This window comes from Alsobacter metallidurans, from assembly GCF_014636935.1.
GTDB lineage: Bacteria > Pseudomonadota > Alphaproteobacteria > Rhizobiales > Beijerinckiaceae > Alsobacter > Alsobacter metallidurans.
The window spans coordinates 459,799-475,465 of record NZ_BMES01000002.1 but is presented as its reverse complement, the minus strand read 5'-3'; the positions used below and the strand labels follow the sequence as shown (position 1 = coordinate 475,465).

At 70.7% G+C, this 15,667-nt stretch carries 13 protein-coding genes, 2 tRNA genes and 1 pseudogene; 11 read left to right on the top strand and 5 right to left on the bottom strand.

Features of this window, described 5'->3' with window-relative positions; all coding sequences use genetic code 11:
• The first annotated feature begins 101 nt into the window (after positions 1-101).
• From IEV99_RS12530 to IEV99_RS12515, 5 genes and pseudogenes are all read left to right on the top strand, one after another.
• A tRNA-Val gene (locus tag IEV99_RS12530) sits at positions 102-177 on the top strand.
• Between the two features lie 159 nt (positions 178-336).
• A pseudogene (locus tag IEV99_RS23920) lies at positions 337-963 on the top strand (P-type ATPase actuator domain-containing protein); the annotation flags it as partial.
• A gap of 199 nt (positions 964-1,162) precedes the next feature.
• On the top strand, positions 1,163-2,290 hold the full coding sequence (locus tag IEV99_RS23745) for an HAD-IC family P-type ATPase (protein WP_244643839.1): 1,128 nt from the start codon (positions 1,163-1,165) through the stop codon (positions 2,288-2,290).
• A gap of 85 nt (positions 2,291-2,375) precedes the next feature.
• Positions 2,376-2,452: transfer RNA gene (locus IEV99_RS12520), tRNA-Asp, on the top strand.
• Between the two features lie 143 nt (positions 2,453-2,595).
• Complete coding sequence (locus IEV99_RS12515) at positions 2,596-2,943, top strand: response regulator (protein ID WP_188518120.1); 348 nt, start codon at positions 2,596-2,598, stop codon at positions 2,941-2,943.
• Between the two features lie 4 nt (positions 2,944-2,947).
• Here the strand turns inward: IEV99_RS12515 and IEV99_RS12510 are convergent, their stop codons facing one another.
• The gene (locus IEV99_RS12510; protein ID WP_188518119.1) at positions 2,948-3,835 is read right to left on the bottom strand and encodes a LysR family transcriptional regulator; all 888 of its coding nucleotides are present in this window, start codon (positions 3,833-3,835) and stop codon (positions 2,948-2,950) included.
• A 228-nt stretch (positions 3,836-4,063) separates the two neighbouring features.
• Here IEV99_RS12510 and IEV99_RS12505 point away from each other — a divergent pair, with 228 nt between their 5' ends.
• The 6 genes from IEV99_RS12505 (at position 4,064) to IEV99_RS12480 (ending at position 11,847) form a co-directional block, all read left to right on the top strand.
• Positions 4,064-5,590 carry an ABC transporter substrate-binding protein gene (locus tag IEV99_RS12505; protein WP_188518118.1) on the top strand — a complete coding sequence of 509 codons (1,527 nt, stop codon included), beginning with the start codon at positions 4,064-4,066 and terminating at the stop codon, positions 5,588-5,590.
• Between the two features lie 22 nt (positions 5,591-5,612).
• Entirely contained in the window at positions 5,613-6,539 is a 927-nt protein-coding gene (locus IEV99_RS12500) for an ABC transporter permease (protein ID WP_188518117.1), read from the top strand.
• Positions 6,536-8,497 carry a dipeptide/oligopeptide/nickel ABC transporter permease/ATP-binding protein gene (locus IEV99_RS12495; protein ID WP_188518116.1) on the top strand — a complete coding sequence of 654 codons (1,962 nt, stop codon included), beginning with the start codon at positions 6,536-6,538 and terminating at the stop codon, positions 8,495-8,497. The genes IEV99_RS12500 and IEV99_RS12495 overlap by 4 nt, the downstream gene beginning before the upstream one ends.
• Positions 8,494-9,582 (top strand): ABC transporter ATP-binding protein, encoded by a 1,089-nt coding sequence (locus tag IEV99_RS12490; RefSeq protein ID WP_188518115.1) that lies wholly within the window; start codon positions 8,494-8,496, stop codon positions 9,580-9,582. Before IEV99_RS12495 ends, IEV99_RS12490 begins: the two co-directional genes overlap by 4 nt.
• Before the next feature lie 12 nt (positions 9,583-9,594).
• Positions 9,595-10,797: an NAD(P)/FAD-dependent oxidoreductase gene (locus IEV99_RS12485; RefSeq protein ID WP_188518114.1), complete on the top strand. Its 1,203-nt coding sequence runs from the start codon at positions 9,595-9,597 to the stop codon at positions 10,795-10,797.
• 84 nt (positions 10,798-10,881) lie between these two features.
• Positions 10,882-11,847, top strand: coding sequence for a M14 family metallopeptidase (locus IEV99_RS12480; protein ID WP_188518113.1), 966 nt, complete (start codon positions 10,882-10,884; stop codon positions 11,845-11,847).
• Here the strand turns inward: IEV99_RS12480 and IEV99_RS12475 are convergent.
• From IEV99_RS12475 to IEV99_RS12460, 4 genes are all read right to left on the bottom strand, one after another.
• The gene (locus tag IEV99_RS12475) at positions 11,844-12,992 is read right to left on the bottom strand and encodes a CaiB/BaiF CoA transferase family protein (RefSeq protein ID WP_188518112.1); all 1,149 of its coding nucleotides are present in this window, start codon (positions 12,990-12,992) and stop codon (positions 11,844-11,846) included. The two genes, IEV99_RS12480 and IEV99_RS12475, sit on opposite strands and share 4 nt — an antisense overlap.
• A gap of 25 nt (positions 12,993-13,017) precedes the next feature.
• Positions 13,018-13,254: a SlyX family protein gene (locus tag IEV99_RS12470; RefSeq protein WP_188518111.1), complete on the bottom strand. Its 237-nt coding sequence runs from the start codon at positions 13,252-13,254 to the stop codon at positions 13,018-13,020.
• A gap of 67 nt (positions 13,255-13,321) precedes the next feature.
• A complete protein-coding gene (locus tag IEV99_RS12465; protein WP_188518110.1) occupies positions 13,322-14,731 on the bottom strand; it encodes an FAD-dependent oxidoreductase in 1,410 nt (469 codons plus the stop codon).
• Positions 14,732-15,052: 321 nt separating this feature from the next.
• Positions 15,053-15,667: a cysteine hydrolase family protein gene (locus IEV99_RS12460; RefSeq protein ID WP_188518109.1), complete on the bottom strand. Its 615-nt coding sequence runs from the start codon at positions 15,665-15,667 to the stop codon at positions 15,053-15,055.

Below are 15,667 nucleotides of genomic sequence, written 5' to 3'. Positions count from 1 at the left end.
TTTTCGCCGGCAGGCGAGCGCTTGCAAGCCTCTCGCGGGGTTGCCATAAGAAGCCCGAGCCGTGAAGGCTCGTCGGACGCAACCCATCGCGGCGCGTCTCAGGGCGGTTAGCTCAGTTGGTAGAGCGCCTCGTTTACACCGAGGATGTCGGGGGTTCGAGTCCCTCACCGCCCACCAGTTTCTGTTGTCAAGGCCTCCATGTCAGCCGCCTGGCCAACCTCGCATCCTTGCGAGCGCTCCGGGCCAATCTCCCGTGGAGAGACTTCGCGTCGCAGGCGCGAAGAGCGGCCAGGCCGAGCCCATTGCGCTGGCCAAGCCTCGGCTTGATCCCGCACAATGCGTCGAGCGGCCCCTTGGTCCAGGACAGGGCCATGGAGAGCGCCCTTGGCTGACGACACACTCAAACGTTTCCTGTTCGCGATCGCGCTGCTGGGCCTTGGCGCAGGGCTCGGATGCGCGGCGTTGGGCCGACCGGACTGGGCCGCCAAGCTGTGGGCCGCCGGCGCGGCCGTGATCCTGGCGGGGCTTGTCGCGTCCATTCTGTCCAGCCTGCGCCGGGGCGAGTTCGGGCTCGACATCGTCGCCGCGCTTTCCATGAGCGGCGCCCTGGCGCTCGGCGAGATGCTGGCCGCCGCCGTAGTGGCGCTGATGTATGCCGGCGGCAACATGCTGGAGGCCTTTGCGGAGCGCCGCGCCGGCCGGGACATGACGGCCCTCCTGGCGCGCGCGCCGCGCACCGCCCTGCGCTACCAGGGCGCGGAACTCGTGTCCGTGCCGCTGGAGAGCGTGGAGCCCGGCGATCGGCTGCTGGTGCGGCCCGGAGAGGTGACGCCGGCGGACGGCGTGGTGGCGTCCGACGAGGCGCTGCTCGACCAATCCGCCATGACGGGCGAATCCCTGCCGGTCCGCACCAGGGCCGGAGAAGACGTCATGAGCGGCTGCTCCAACGCGGGCGGGGCCTTCGCGCTTATAGTGCGACGCCACGCCTCCGAGAGCGCCTATGCGGGGATCATCCGCATGGTGGCGAGCGCCCAGTCGTCGCGCGCCCCCATGGCGCGGTTGGCGGACCGCTATGCGCTGCTGTTTCTCGCCCTGACGATCGGGCTGGCTGCGGCCACCTGGTTCGCGAGCCACGACGCCTTGCGGGTGCTGGCCGTTCTGGTTGTCGCAAACCCCGTGCCCGCTCATCCTGGCCGTGCCGGTCGCGATCGTGGCCGGCATGTCGCGTTGCGCCCGCGCGGGCGTCCTGATCAAGAACGCAGGCGTGCTGGAGCGCCTCGGGCAGGCGCGGGTGCTGCTGTTCGACAAGACCGGGACGCTCACGGTCGGAACCCCCAAGGTGGTGGCGGTCGACACGGACGGCAGCCATTCGGCCGAGGAGGTGCTCGCCGCCGCCGGAGCCCTGGCGCAAGGCTCGGGACATGGCGTCTCGGCTTCCATCGCCGACCATGCGCGCGGGCAGGGGGCCCTGGCGCTGCCGCGGGACGTGGTCGAAACGCATGGCGCCGGCTTGACCGGCTGGGTGGGCGATCAGCGGGTGGCCGTCGGCTCGTTCGAGCACGTCGCCGGAGCCGTGAGTGACAGCGCCTGGGCGGCGCAGCGTCGCCGCGACGGGCAGGAGCGCGGCATGACCGCCTATGTGGGCCTGGGCGACCGCATGGCGGGCGCCATCACGCTCCAGGACGTCGTGCGGCCGGAAGCCGCCGCGGCTTTGGCGGCGCTGCGGGCCGAGGGCGTGCGGCGCATCGTGCTGGTGACCGGCGACGCCGAGGCGGTGGCGCGGGCGGCCGTGCGGGGCCTGCCGATCGACCTCGTGCTGGCGGGCGCGAGCCCGGCCGAGAAGGTCGCGGCGGTGGGCCGGGAGGCCGCCCACGGCGTTTCCGTGATGGTGGGCGACGGCGTCAATGATGCGCCCGCGCTGGCGGCCGCCGACGTCGGCGTGGCCATGGGCTCGCGCGGCGCGGCCGCCGCCTCCGAAGCGGCCGACGCCGTGATTCTGGTCGACGATCTCGCCAGGTTGCCCACCGCGGTGCGCATCGGCCGCCGCGCGCGCCGAATCGCGCTGCAGAGCGTCTGGGTCGGCATGGGCCTGTCGGTCGCCGGCATGATTGCCGCCAGCCTCGGCCATCTCACGCCCCTGCAAGGCGCTCTTCTGCAGGAAGCCATCGACGTCGCCGTGATCCTGAACGCCCTGCGGGCGCTGCAAACTCCGGGGAATCCAAGCGGTCGCGCGCTATCCCGGTCCGGCTCGGGCTCGACCGCGGCGTCTGCGCCGCCGGCGGGGGGCTGAAATTCGCGTCTGGCCTGTTGACAGGGGGGAGGCCGTCCCGTAATTCAGCGCCACCGCAGCGGACCACTTCGACGGTCCGCCCCGCGGGGGAGTAGCTCAGTTGGTTAGAGCGCCGGCCTGTCACGCCGGAGGTCGCGGGTTCGAGCCCCGTCTCTCCCGCCACTTCCTTACAGATCAACAACTTTGACCGATCCGCTCCCGCTCAAGGTGAGCGCCGCACACGGCGCAGCCGCGCGTGATTCCGGCATCTTTTCGTTCCCACGCGCCTTCATGGTACGATCGCGTTCGTTGGGAGTGCCGGCGCCATGCGTATCCTGGTGATCGAGGACGATCCGCAGATTGCAGTGAACATTTCGGCGAGCCTGGAGGATCTGGGCCACCGCATCGTTGAGGCGGACACCGTCGCAGAGGCGCTGGACGTGATCCGGGGCGAGCCGATCGACCTCGTGATCTCCGACCTTGGCCTTGCGGACGAAATCCGGGCCGAGACGTTTCTGGAGGCCGTCCGCACCCTGCATCCCACCATGCCGATCATCGTCGCCACCGGGCTGGAGCCCGACGAGCGGCTGGAGCTGGACGACCGCATGCTGGTGCTGATGAAGCCCTACGGCATCGCCGACCTCGAGGGGGCGATCGCGCGCCTCACCGCCTAGCCGGTCAGGGCCGGAACGGCGGCGGCGGCTGAAGGCTGGCGCTGAACGCCTCCGCGACGCCGCTGGCCTGGCGGTTTCGCTGGCGGAACATGTAGATCGGCACCGCCAGGCGCGGCGCGAAGGGGCGGAACGCCACGCCCGAATCCGCCCGCAGGCGGGCGGTTTCCGAATCCACCACGCCGACGCCGAGCCCGTGCTCCACCATGGCGCAGACCGTGAGGCCGAGGCTGACGTCGATCACCGAGCTGTAGTGCGCGCCCGCGGCCTCCATGGCGGCGGCCAAGCGCCGGCGGAACTCGTCGGCGGGCCCGAGCGAGATGATCGGCTCGTCCGCGAGGTCGGCCGGCGACACGCTGCTTTGCGCCGCGAGGCGGTGGCCGGCCGGCAGGGCGGCGAAGCCTTCCAGGTCGAAGAGCTTGCGGCGGGCGAGGTTGGTCTCCTCGCTGCGGATCTGCGCGATGCCGATGTCGATCTCGCCCGAGCCGACAAGCCGCACCGCGTCGGCGGAGTTGTCGGAATAGAGCGACAGCGTCACGCCCGGATGCGTGCGGGCGAAGCGGGCCGCCATCAGCGGCAGCCAGGCGACGCTGAGGGTCGGGATCACGGTGACGACCACGCGACCCTGCTTGCGGTCGCGCAGGCCGCCGGCAAAGCGCTGCAGGTTCTGCATGCCGAAATAAGTGCGCTCCACCTCGGCGTAGAGCGCGCGCGCCTCGTCGGTGGCGGCGATGCCCTTGGTGGTGCGGAGGAAGAGCTGCAGCCCCAGGTCGAGCTCCAGCAGGCGCAGCGCCTTGGTGACGGCCGGCTGCGAGATGCGCAGGATCGCGGCCGCGCCGGTCACGGAGCCGCTGTCCATGATGGCCTTGAACACCTCGACCTGCCGGTAGTTCATTGCGCCTCGCCATAACCGCAGGTGATGAAGATCGGCGAATTAGTGATTTGAGGCAATGGCGCCTTTCGTATCTCCTGATGAGGTCGCTGGCTGAAGGCCCTTGATCGATCGGCCCACCCCAGCGCCCATTCAGGCTGACAACCGCGCCGCCGGGGCATTCACCGGGGTTCGCGCAGTGCTGATCCCCCGCGGACAATCGAAACCGACAGGCATTGGGGAACCACGGCTATGGAGAAGCTGCGTCTTGTTCGATACGCCGCCGTCTTGGCGGGCGTTCTTGGCTCCACGACCGCGATGGCGGCGCCCGAAGGCGTGCTGCGGGTCGCTGTCGGGGCTGATCCCGCCACTTTCGATCCCGCCTTCAACGACCTGCCGGTCGCCAACGCGGTGGATCTCGCTGTGCTGGAAGGGCTCTTCCGGCTCGACCCCAAGAACAATATCCAGAAGAACCTCGCGACCGACTACGGCTTCTCGGCCGACGGCAAGGTGTTCACCGTCAAGATCAAGACAGGCAAGAAATTCAGCAACGGCGACCCGCTCAACGCCGAGGCGGTGGCGGCCAGCTTCAACCGCCTGCTCGACGAGAAGGTCGGCTCCATCTATCGCGGGCTCTACGCCTCGCTGGGGGTCGCCAAGGCAGTCGGCGAGGACACGGTGGAATTCCACATGGCCGAGCCCAACGGCCACGTGCTGATGCTGCTGGCCAATACGGCGGCGAGCATCGTCAACGTCAAGGCGGTTGCGCAGATGGGGGCCGAATATGGCCGCAAGCCCGTCGGCAGCGGCCCCTACATGGTGGAAAAGTTCATCGGCGGCGAGAGCTTCCGCCTCGTGCCAAACCCCACCTATTCGGGCGATTACCCCGCCACCCTCAAGGCCATCGACTTCACGGTCGCGCCGGAGGACGGCGCCCGCATGGCGCTGCTGGAAACCGGCGGCGTCGACGTGGTGGAGCGCGTGCCGCCCGAATCCATGCCGGCCATCAACGCGCTGAAGACCGCCAAGGTCATCAACCCGCCGAGCATGTTCTCCATCAACATGGAGCTGGTGCTGCGCGGCCCGCTCAAGGACGCCAAGGTCCGCAAGGCGCTCAACATGGCCATCGACCGCCAGGGGATGGCGGAGGGCATCCTGGGCGGCCTCGGCACGCCCTCGGTCGGCATGGTCGGCCCGGGCACGCAGGACGAACTGCGCCGCACCTTCCCGCCGATCAAGTTCGATCCCGAAGGCGCCAAGAAGCTGCTCGCCGAGGCCGGCTACAAGCCGGGGACGCTGCAGCTCACCATGACGTGCCCCAACGGGCGCTACATCAAGGACGCGCAGGTCTGCCAGGCCATCGCGGGCTCCTTCGAGAACATCGGCGTCAAAGCGACCGCCAACGTGGTGGACCGTGGGACCTGGAGCAAAGTGGTGGGCCTCGATCCCGCCCAGCGCACCGACAACATGGGCATGGTGGGCCGCGCCACCGCCGGCATGGACTACACGCTGTTCCGGCTGTTCAAGTCCGGCGTCGGCGCCAACCGCACCGGCTACAGCAATCCCAAGGTGGACGACCTGCTGGCGGAGGGCCGTCGCGTGACCGACCCGGCCAAGCAGAAGGAGATCTACGGCGAGGTCCAGGAGATCGTCTGGAACGACCAGCCCTTCATCTTCCTCTGGTACCAGACCCAGGCGCTCGGCGTGTCCAACAAGGTTCAGGGACTGGAAGTCCAGCCCAACGAGACGCTGGTGTTCGACAAGGTCACCCTGAAATAGCCCTCCCGCAACGGAGACGGCCATGTTCATCCCCCGACGCCTGGCCCAGGCCCTTCCGACCCTCTTCGTCGTGTCCCTGCTGGTCTTCTTCTTCATGGACATGATCCCCGGCGATCCGGCCCAGATGCTGGCCGGGCCGGCGGCGACCGACGAGGAGGTCCAGAGCATCCGCGAGTTCCTGGGGCTGAACCAGCCCTTGCTGACCCGCTATGGCCTGTTCCTCAAGGGTCTCTGGGACCCGTCGATCGCGACCTCGTTCCGCACGCATCGGCCGGTTGCGGTGGAGCTCGCCGAGAGGCTGCCCAACACGCTGATCGTCGCGATCGGGGGCCTGGCGCTCGGGCTGGTGGTTGGCACGGTTTCGGGCGTCGTCTGCGCGCTGCGCCAGGGCGGGTTCGCCGAGGCGATCATCACCGTGCTGACGCTCACCGGCATCTCGATGCCGATCTACTGGCTCGGGCTGCTCTGCATCTGGTTCTTCGCCGTGTACCTCGGCTGGGTCCCGGCGGCGGGCGCCTCCACGCCCATGCACTTCGTGCTGCCGATCCTGGTGGTCGCGACCCGCCCTACCGCCATGTTCAGCCGCCTCATCACGGCGAGCCTGCTGGAGGCGATGAGCAAGGACTATCTCGACACCGCCCGCGCCAAGGGCCTCAGCGAAACCCGCGTCATCGTCTCGCATGCGCTGCGCAACTCGCTCGTCGCCGCCGTCAGCGTCGCGGGCGTGCAGTTCGGCGGCATGCTGGGCGGCTCGGTCGTCACCGAGACGGTGTTCGGCATCCCGGGCGTGGGGCGCCTGCTGGTCGACGCCGTGTCGCGCGCAGACTACCCGGTCGTCCAGTACACGATCCTGATGTTCGCGATCTTCTTCGTGCTCATCAACCTCGCCACCGACCTCCTGACCCAGTGGCTCGATCCCCGCACCCGCGAGGAAAGGAGGGCCGCATGACGGCCGCGATGGACACCATGGCGCTGGGCGCGACGCCCCCGCGGGCCGAGGCCCGGACGCCCCGGTCGCGCTGGTTGACGCTGCGCCGCATCGTCTCCCAGCCTAAGGGCGCGATCGGCCTCGCGCTGGTGCTCGGCTACCTGCTGCTCGCCATCTTCGGCCCCATGCTGGCCCCGCTCGATCCGTTCAAGCAGAACTTCGCCCAGACGCTGAAACCGCCATCGGCGCTGCATTGGTTCGGCACGGACCAGCTCGGCCGCGACGTCTTCAGCCGCATCCTCCTCGGGGCCCGAGCGACGCTGGGCGTCGGGGTGGGCGGGGTCGCGTTCGCGTTTCTGGTCGGCGTGCCGCTCGGCGTGCTCGCGGCCTGGCGGCGCGGCTGGTTCGACGCCATCGTGATGCGCGCCATCGACGTGATGCTGAGCTTCCCCGACATTGTCTTCGCGCTCGCGATCGTGGCCATCCTGGGGGCCAACACGCAAAACGTCATCATCGCGGTCGGCGTGGTGTCGATCCCGATCTTCGCCCGCACGGCCCGGGCCGTGACGCTCAGCATCCTGGCCGAGCCCTATGTGGAGGGGCTGTCCTCGCTCGGCGCGCGCCCGTCGCGGATTATCCTGCGCCACGTGCTCCCCAACATCTCGGGCACGCTGCTGACGCTCTCGACGCTGCTGTTCGCCTCCACGCTGCTGTCGGCGTCGGGCCTCGGCTTTCTCGGGCTCGGCACGCAGCCGCCGTTCCCCGAATGGGGCACGATGCTGGGCGAAGCGCGGTCCTATATCCGCAGCCATCCGCATCTGGCGACTTTCCCGGGCCTGTTCCTGGCCGGCTCGGCGCTCGCCTTCAACCTGCTCGGCGACGCGCTGCGCACCGTCTACGACCCGACCAGCCGGGGCGTCGCGCCGCGCCGCTCCTGGCTGGATCGGCTGCGCCGCGCGAAGGTCGCGCCGGCCGGCGCGCCGGCCGGGGAGGGCGACGCCGTTCCTGCCCTGTCCGTTCGCGGGTTGCGCCTCGCGTTCCGCACGCCGGCTGGCCTGCTGGAGGTGGTGCGCGGCGTCGATCTCACGCTCCAGGCCGGGCGCACGCTCGCGGTGGTGGGCGAATCCGGCTCGGGCAAGACCTCGCTGCTGCGCGCGGTCGCGACCCTCGCCACCCCCGCCCAGGTGGCGGTGGTCGAGGGTTCGATCGCGGTCGGCGGCGAGTCCGCGGTCGGGCTTTCGCCCGCCGCCCTGATGGAGCTGCGCCGCCGCAAGATCGGCGTCGTGTTCCAGGACGCCGCCAGCGCTCTCAACCCCGTGCTGACGGTCGGAGCCCAGCTCGCCGAGGCCGTCCGGATCGGGACGGATCTCGACGCCGCGGCCGTGCGGGCGCGCTGCGTCGCGCTTCTGGAGGATGTCGGCATCTCCGACCCCGAGCGGCGCCTCGCCATGTACCCGCACCAGTTCTCGGGCGGAATGAAGCAGCGCATCGTGATAGCGATTGCGCTGGCGCAGGACCCGCAGCTCCTGCTGGCGGACGAGCCCACCAGTGCGCTGGACGTCACCATCCAGCAGCAGATCCTGGCGCTGCTGCGCGACATCCAGCGCCGCCGCGGCATGGCGATCCTGATCGTCACTCACGACCTCAACCTCGTGGCCCGCTTCGCCGACGACGTGGCGGTGATGTATGCGGGCTCGCTCGTGGAGGCCGGCGAGGCGGCCGCCGTCCTGCGCAGCCCGCTCCACCCCTACGCGCAGGCGCTGCGTTCATCCGTTCCAGGCGGCTCGCGTCGCGGCGCGCCGCTGCCGGCCATTGCGGGCGAGCCTCCCATGGTGGGCTCGCTGCCGGGCGGGTGCGCCTTCCGCCCCCGTTGCGAACGCACGCGCGGCCGGCCCGAATGCGCCGCCCGAGAGCCCGCCGCGCGGCCGGTCGACGGACGCCTCGTCGCGTGCCACTTCGCCGAGGAGGGCCGGGCATGAGCGCCGCGCTGCGCATCGACCAGCCGTCATCGGACGAAGCCGTCTCGGTCTCAAACGTGTCGCGCCATTTCGTCGGACGTCGTCCTTTGTTCGGCGGCGGCTCCGCGCCGGTGGCCCGCGCCGTGGACGGCGTGTCGTTTCGCGCCCCGCGCGGCAGCTGCTTTGCGATCGTGGGCGAATCCGGGTCGGGCAAGAGCTCGCTTGCACGGCTGCTGGTCGGCCTGCTGCAGCCGACCTCGGGCGAGGTTCGAGTGGACGGCGCGGCGGTGGCGGGCCTTGACGGCGCGGCCTTGCGCGGGCTGCGGCGCAAGATCCAGCTCGTGCTGCAGGACCCGCGCGCCTCGCTCGATCCCCGCATGACGGTGTTCGACACGTTGGAAGAGGCCCTGCAGGTGCACGGCCTTCATCCCGGGCGCGATGCGCGCCAAGCCCGGGTCGCCGACGTCATGGCGCTGGTGGGGCTGAACGCGGCTCACCTCGACCGCTATCCGCATGAATTGTCGGGCGGGCAGCGCCAGCGCGCCGCCATCGCGCGGGCCATCATCTGCGAACCCGAGATCCTGGTGCTGGACGAGCCCGTGAGCGCGCTCGACGTGTCCGTGCAGGCGCAGATCATCAACCTGCTCATGGAGCTGAAGCAGAGCCTGTCGCTCACCTTCATCATCATCACGCACGATCTCGGGCTGGTGGAGCACATGGCCGACTCCGTCGGGGTCATGTATCTCGGCCGGTTCGTGGAGCAGGGCGTGGTGGAAGATGTCTGCGGCGCGCCGCGCCACCCCTACACGCAGAGCCTGATGGCGGCGTCCTCCCACCATGGGGCCGAGGCCGGCGCCGTGCTGGAGGGCTCCATCCCGAGCCCGCTCGCGGTTCCGACCGGGTGCAGCTTCCATACGCGCTGCCCGGCCGCTCGCGTTCTCGCGGCGCGCGCTCCCGCCGCCGCCGTGGACACGCCGCATGGCCGCCTGCCGCGGCGCTGCGTGCAAGACCAGCCGTCCCCCATGCCGGCGCCCGGCGGCGCCAGCATCGCAACCTGTCACTTCGCCGACGCGCTTCCGGCGCAACCGGCGCCCCGTTCAGCATAAAGGGTCAAACCGATGTCCAGCACACACCAGGCCTCAGAGATCGTCATCGTCGGCGGCGGCATCTACGGAACGAGCCTCGCCTACCAGCTCGCCAAGGCCGGCAAGAGCGTCACGCTGCTCGAGGCCGGCGAGATCGCGGGCGGCGCCTCCGGCGGTCCCGGCGAGCGTGGCGTCCGCACCAATGGCCGTGACTTCCGCGAACTGCCCGTCTGCGCGCTCTCGCTGGAACTCTGGAGCCACTACCAGCAGGCCTTTGAGGGTGGCGTCGGCTATCGCCGGATCGGCGGCATCAAGGTGTTCGACATCCCGTACGGCCACCGCGAGCACGAGGTGATGGGCCGCATGCACGCCATGGCGGCGGCGCAGTCCAGCCTCGGCGCCCCGTCCGAGGTCTGGTCACGCGACGAGACGCTGTCGCGCGAGCCCGAACTCGCCGCCGGGATCATCGGGGCGGTGTATTGCCCGAACGATGGCGTCGGCGACCACACCTTCGCGACCCAGCAATTCGCCAAGGAGGCCGCCAAGGCGGGCGTGTCGATCCGCACACAGGCCAAGGTGGAAGAGATAATCCACACGCGCGGCGTCGCCACGGGCGTGCGGCTGGCGGGCGGCGAGGTCGTTCCGGTTGGCGAGCGCCTCGTGATCGTCGCCAACGCGGGCGCGCAGACGCTGCTGCAGCCGATCTTCAAGCCGCACGAGTTCAGCCCCGTCTGGAACCTGATGCCGCAGATGCACTACGTGTCGAACCCGCTCAACAAGAAGGTCAACCACCTGATCTCGCACGCTCACCGGCGCCTGGCCGTGAAGCAGATCCCGGACGGCACGCTGATGCTGTCGGGCGGCGCGCATGTGGCGCATACGCCGGAGGGCCTGTGGAAGGGCTCGCTGAGCTCCATGACGCAGAACGTCACGGACGCGATCATGACTTTCCCGTTCATTGACCACTCGACCTTCATGAAGGCCGACGCGTCGCGGATCGAGACCGTGGCGGCGGACCAGATCCCACTCATTGGCCAGACCGAGACGCTCGCCAACACGCTCTATGGCTACGCCTGGTCCGGCCATGGCTTCGCGATCTCGCTCGGCTTCACCAAGCTGATGACCGACTGGATCACGTCGGGCTCCAAGCCCGAGGCGCTGGAGGCGTTTTCGCCCACGCGCTTCCACAAGCCGGCGGCGCTGCTCCGGTCGGCCGAGGTCAGCCGCGCCGCCTGAGCGGCGTTTTCATCCGCACCGAAGACCAATCCCGCGGCGCACATGGCGTCGCGGGCCGGTGACACGCGACCAGAAAGGCATCCCATGCTCGCCGAATTCGACCCCTCCCGCCCCGGAAAGGCGTTCTACGACCTCGGCCCTCTCGTAGGCCCGCTGGACGGCGTCTCGGGCGACGTCCTGTGCTGCATCAACAATGGGCAGGGCCCTTCGGTGCTGCTGTTCGGGGGCGTCCATGGCGACGAGTACGAGGCGCAGATCGTGCTGCGGCGCCTGGCCGACGCGATCAGGCCCGAGGACGTGACCGGCCGCGTCATCATCGCGCCGTCCATCAATTTCCCGGCTTCCGAGACCGGCAAGCGGCTGTCGCCCTTTGACGGCCAGAACATGAACCGGGTTTTTCCCGGCAACCCGCAGGGCACGCCCACCGAGAAGCTCGCCGCCTTTGCGACCGGCTCACTGTTTCCGGCTGTGGACCTCCTGATCGACGTCCACGCCGGCGGCCGCGACGTCTCGGTGGTGCCGATGGTGTTCGGCTTCACGACCCCCACCAGCAAGGTCGGCGAGGCGGCGCTGACGGACCTGATGGAGGCCTGGGGCTACGACTTCGTGCAGCACGTCGAGGGCATTCGCGAAACCGCCTGCGGGGCCGCCAAGGAGATGAACCTCGCCTCCATCGAAGTCGAAGGCGGCGGCGGCCGCCTCAAAACCTCTGAGCTGGAAACCATGGAGGGGGGGTTGAGGCGTGCGCTGGCGCGGTATGGCGTGCTGGCGGGGGCGCCCGCGCCGGCGCGGTTCCGCGGCGTGCACGTGACGGCCGGGCCCGAGGGCCAGTACGTGGCGGACGCGCCCGGGCTCGTGGAGCACCGCGTGGCGCTGGGCGCGCAGGTGGGCGCGGACGACGTGGTCGCGCTGGTGCACCCGGTCGCGGGCGCGGACCCTGCCCCGCGCTCCATCCGGGCGCCCACGCCCGGCTACGTGCTGCGCCAGACCGAGCACGCCTATGTGGCGCGCGGGCAGCTGATCGGGAACGTGGGCGCGCCGGTGCGCTAGGGCGCGATCGCGCCGGCCGCCGCAAGGGCGTCCAGGCGGGCGTCCGCCAGCCCCCAGGCGCGCAGGCTCTCGCGCGTGCGGGCGCGCGCGTCCGCGGGCGGGCCCGCCACCGCGCCGGGCGTGCGGCTGAAGCGCGGCGCGGGCGCAGGCGCGTGGACGCCGTCGCCCGCGTCCACGAAGGCGCCCCGCGCCCGGGCGTGCGGATGCGCGGCCGCCTCCGCGCAATCGAGCACGGGCGTCACGCAGGCGTCCGTCCCCGCGAAGGCGTCCGCCCACTGGTCGCGCGTGCGCGTCGCGAACACGCCCGCGAACGCGGCGCGCAGCGCGCCCCAGCGCGCGCGGTCGTGCTGCCCCGGCAGGCCCGCGCCCTCCAGCCCGAGCCCGCGCACCAGCGCCCGATAAAACCTCCCCTCAATCGCCCCCACGGCGACGTGTTTGCGGTCGAGGGTTTCGTAGGTGGAGTACCAGGGAGCGGCGCCCCCGAGGGGGCAGTCGCCGCGGCGGTCGGTCCAGAGGCCGGCCTGAACGTATCCGTGGTGCATGGTCATGAGGCTGGCGGCGCCGTCCACCATGGCGGCGTCGACGACCTGGCCGACGCCGGAGCCGCGCGCCTCTAGCAAGGCGGCCAGCATGCCCATGGCGAGGAACAGCGCGCCGCCGCCGAAGTCGCCCACCAGATTGAGGGGCGGCACGGGCGGCCCCTCGGCGGGCCCGATCGCTTGGAGAACGCCCGAGAGCGCGATGTAGTTGATGTCGTGCCCGACGTCGCCGCTGAGCGGGCCGGTCTGCCCCCATCCGGTCATGCGGCCGTAGACGAGGCGCGGGTTGGCGGCGAGGCACGCATCCGGCCCCAGCCCCAGCCGCTCCATCACGCCCGGCCGGAAGCCCTCGATCAGCGCATCGGCGCGGCCGACGAGGTCCAGCACCAGCGCTGCGCCGTCGGGCAACTTCAGGTCCACGGCGGCGGCCTGCTTGCCGCGGTTCAGGAGGTCGAAGCGCGGCTCCACCGGAAAGCCGAGGTCAGCCGCCTCCAGCCGGTCGATGCGGATCACCTGCGCGCCCATGTCGGCCAGCAGCATGCCGCAATAGGGAGCCGGGCCGATGCTCGACATCTCGACGATCTTCAGGCCATGCAGCGGTCCCATGCGGTTCTCCCGGAGCGGCTGCGCCTCAGTAATGCGGAGGCGGCGGCTCGTCCTGTCCGTCGGCGCCGACGCTGGCCTGGACCTCGCGCAGGCGATCCTCCAGCGCCCTCATGCGACGCTGCACCTGCTCCAGCGCGGTCCACTGGTCGAGCACGACTTTGTTGAGGTCTTCGATCACCTGGTCCTGGTAGGCGGCGCGGACCTCGAGGTCGTCGACCCGGGCGGTCAGGGATGACGGGCTGGATGGAGATTCGTCCGGCATGGATCGGCTTCGGCTCTCTCGTGGCGCTCTCGCGCAAGGTCGATCCTAGCCTTGGCGCGGCCGCGCGTCAGCCGCAAGTCCCAAGCGCAAGGCGGCCCGCGGCAGCGCCCGCGATCCGGCCCAGCGTCACGGCCGTGAGCAGGCCGTTGCCCGACAGGTATCCGGCCGCCGTCGATCCCGACACGCCGGCCGCCGCGCCGCCGGCCGCGAACAGATTGGGGAGCGCGCCGCCATCCCGGCGCAGCACGCGGGCCGATGCATCCACGGCGAGGCCACCCTGGGTATGGAACAGCGCGCCGGTCACCCGCACGGCCCGGAACGGCGGGCGTAATGGCCGAGAGCCCGCGAAGCTGCGGCCGAACGCGTCGGCGCCGCCGCTCGCCTTCAGCCGCTCGACCTCGTCCAGCTGCGCGGCCAGCACGGCCGCGGGCAGCTTCGCCATGGCGGCGAGTTCCTCGATCGTGTCGGCCGCCAGCACGGCGCCGGCAGCCTCCGCCTGACGGAAATCCTCGAACTGCCGCGCCACGGCGGCGATGCGCTCGTCGAACACGTCATAGGCGACGCCGCCGGCGTCCCGCAGCACCGTCGCGGCCTGCTCCGAATAGCCGTGGCTTTCGTCCGAAAAGCGCCGGCCGGCCGCGTCCACCTGCAAGCCGCCCTCCATGATCACCGCCCAACTGATCAGGATCCCGTGCGGGTGCGCGACCGAGCCGTGCCCCTGGTATCCGCCGAGACAACGCAGCTCCGCGCCCAGAGCCTCGCCCCACAACACGGCGTCGCCACGATTGCCGGGGTGGCCGAAATAGAGCGCGCCGTCCATCTCGGGGATGTGGCGGCGCACCAGCTCGGGATTGCCGCCATAGCCGTTGCACGCGAGCACCAGCATCTCGCAGCCGATGCGCTCGGTTGTTCCGTTCGGCCTCTCCAGCGCAACCCCGCGCACCGCGCCATCCGGGTCGGCGAACAAGGTCGTGACAGTTGCGTCGGCGAGGATCGGGACGCCGGCCCCCTCGGCCGCCTCGCGCAGACGGTCGACCAGTTCCGCGCCGGAGCGGCTCGGCAGGCCGTGCATGCGGCGGGCCGAGTGACCCGGATAGTCGAAGTCGTGCACCAGCGAGAAGGGCAGGGCGTAGCGGTCCGCCAACCACTCGATCGCGGGCGCGGCGGCTTCGGCCACGGCGGCGACGTAGGCCGGATCGGCCTCGTGGCCGTTCTTGCGCTGGATGTCGGCGGCGAAGACTTCGGCGCTGTCCTCAATGCCATGCTGGCGCTGGAACCTCGTGCCAGGCGCCGGGATGAGCCCCGCCGACAAGGCCGTCGACCCGCGCGGCAGCGGATCGCGCTCCAGCACCACCACGTCCGCGCCGGCTTCCGTGGCCGCGAGGGCGGCGCACAGCCCCGCCGCGCCGGCGCCGACGATCAACACGGGCGCATAGGCGTCGAAGGTGACGCCGGAGGCTGGTTCAACCCGGCTCATGAGCGCGCTCCTAGACCGGGCAAGGGCTTGCGGCGGAATCGTTTCCCGCGCCGCGGCGGAGAGAGTTGCGCCTGAACACTCGCGTTCAATGGGTTGGTTCTCTCCGTCATGGCCGGGCTTGCCCCGGCCATCCACGCGTGAGTCCAGCGCGTGGATCCCCGGGACGAGCCCGGGGATGACGGTGGAGAGGCGGCGGACCAACCTGGTTGGATGAAGACGATGGCGCCTTCTGGAGCCCTTCGTCCTTCGAGACGCAGGCCCAAGCGGGCCTGCTCCTCAAGATGAGGGGGTTGAGGTGGGGGCAAGGCCGGGCGAAGGCGCTCATGCGCCCTCCATCTCCGCAATCACCTCCGCGATCGTGGCCACGCGGCAGACGGGGCGGAGCGCCTCTATCGCGGTGTCGTGGACGGCTTGCGAGAAGGCCGCGCAACCGTCTGAGAGGACGACAGTGGAGAAGTCCCGCACGTGAGCGTCGCGGACCGTGGAGGCGACGCCGCCATTGGTGACGATGCCGCAGACATAGAGCTTCTCGATTCCGGCCTTGCGCAGCACCCATTCGAGGCGGGTCATGTAGAAGGCCGAGTAGGCGATCTTCTCGACGCTTAGGTCGGCCGGGGCGAGGTCGTCCACCAGCGCGTGGCCCCAGGCGCCCGGCTCGAAATCGCCCTTGCGCAGAAAGGGGCGAAGCTCGCGCAGGTGCGGGCTGATCATGGGTTCGCCGCCCTTGGCCGGCACGAGCGTGAATTGCGTCTGGACGATCCAGCCGCCCTCCCGGCGCATGAGGTCGGCCAGCGGCTTCACACGGCCCGGCACGGCCGCGATCTCGGGCGCGGTCTGGCCCGCGCGACCATAGGCCCCCTGCGGGTGGATGAAGTCGTTCTGCAGGTCGCAGATGAGGAGGGCCGTGCGGGCGAGCGGGACGGGGGCTTCGGCCAT

Excerpts from the sequence above, each read along its gene's own strand:
- IEV99_RS12515 (WP_188518120.1), top strand. The coding sequence starts at position 2,596 with ATGCGTATCCTGGTGATCGAGGACGATCCGCAGATTGCAGTGAACATT.
- IEV99_RS12500 (WP_188518117.1), top strand. The coding sequence starts at position 5,613 with ATGTTCATCCCCCGACGCCTGGCCCAGGCCCTTCCGACCCTCTTCGTC.
- IEV99_RS12510 (WP_188518119.1), bottom strand. The coding sequence starts at position 3,835 with ATGAACTACCGGCAGGTCGAGGTGTTCAAGGCCATCATGGACAGCGGC.
- IEV99_RS12485 (WP_188518114.1), top strand. The coding sequence starts at position 9,595 with ATGTCCAGCACACACCAGGCCTCAGAGATCGTCATCGTCGGCGGCGGC.
- IEV99_RS12470 (WP_188518111.1), bottom strand. The coding sequence starts at position 13,254 with ATGCCGGACGAATCTCCATCCAGCCCGTCATCCCTGACCGCCCGGGTC.
- IEV99_RS12460 (WP_188518109.1), bottom strand. The coding sequence starts at position 15,667 with ATGGCCGAAGCCCCCGTCCCGCTCGCCCGCACGGCCCTCCTCATCTGC.
- IEV99_RS12465 (WP_188518110.1), bottom strand. The coding sequence starts at position 14,731 with ATGAGCCGGGTTGAACCAGCCTCCGGCGTCACCTTCGACGCCTATGCG.
- IEV99_RS12495 (WP_188518116.1), top strand. The coding sequence starts at position 6,536 with ATGACGGCCGCGATGGACACCATGGCGCTGGGCGCGACGCCCCCGCGG.
- IEV99_RS12480 (WP_188518113.1), top strand. The coding sequence starts at position 10,882 with ATGCTCGCCGAATTCGACCCCTCCCGCCCCGGAAAGGCGTTCTACGAC.
- IEV99_RS12475 (WP_188518112.1), bottom strand. The coding sequence starts at position 12,992 with ATGGGACCGCTGCATGGCCTGAAGATCGTCGAGATGTCGAGCATCGGC.
- IEV99_RS12505 (WP_188518118.1), top strand. The coding sequence starts at position 4,064 with ATGGAGAAGCTGCGTCTTGTTCGATACGCCGCCGTCTTGGCGGGCGTT.
- IEV99_RS12490 (WP_188518115.1), top strand. The coding sequence starts at position 8,494 with ATGAGCGCCGCGCTGCGCATCGACCAGCCGTCATCGGACGAAGCCGTC.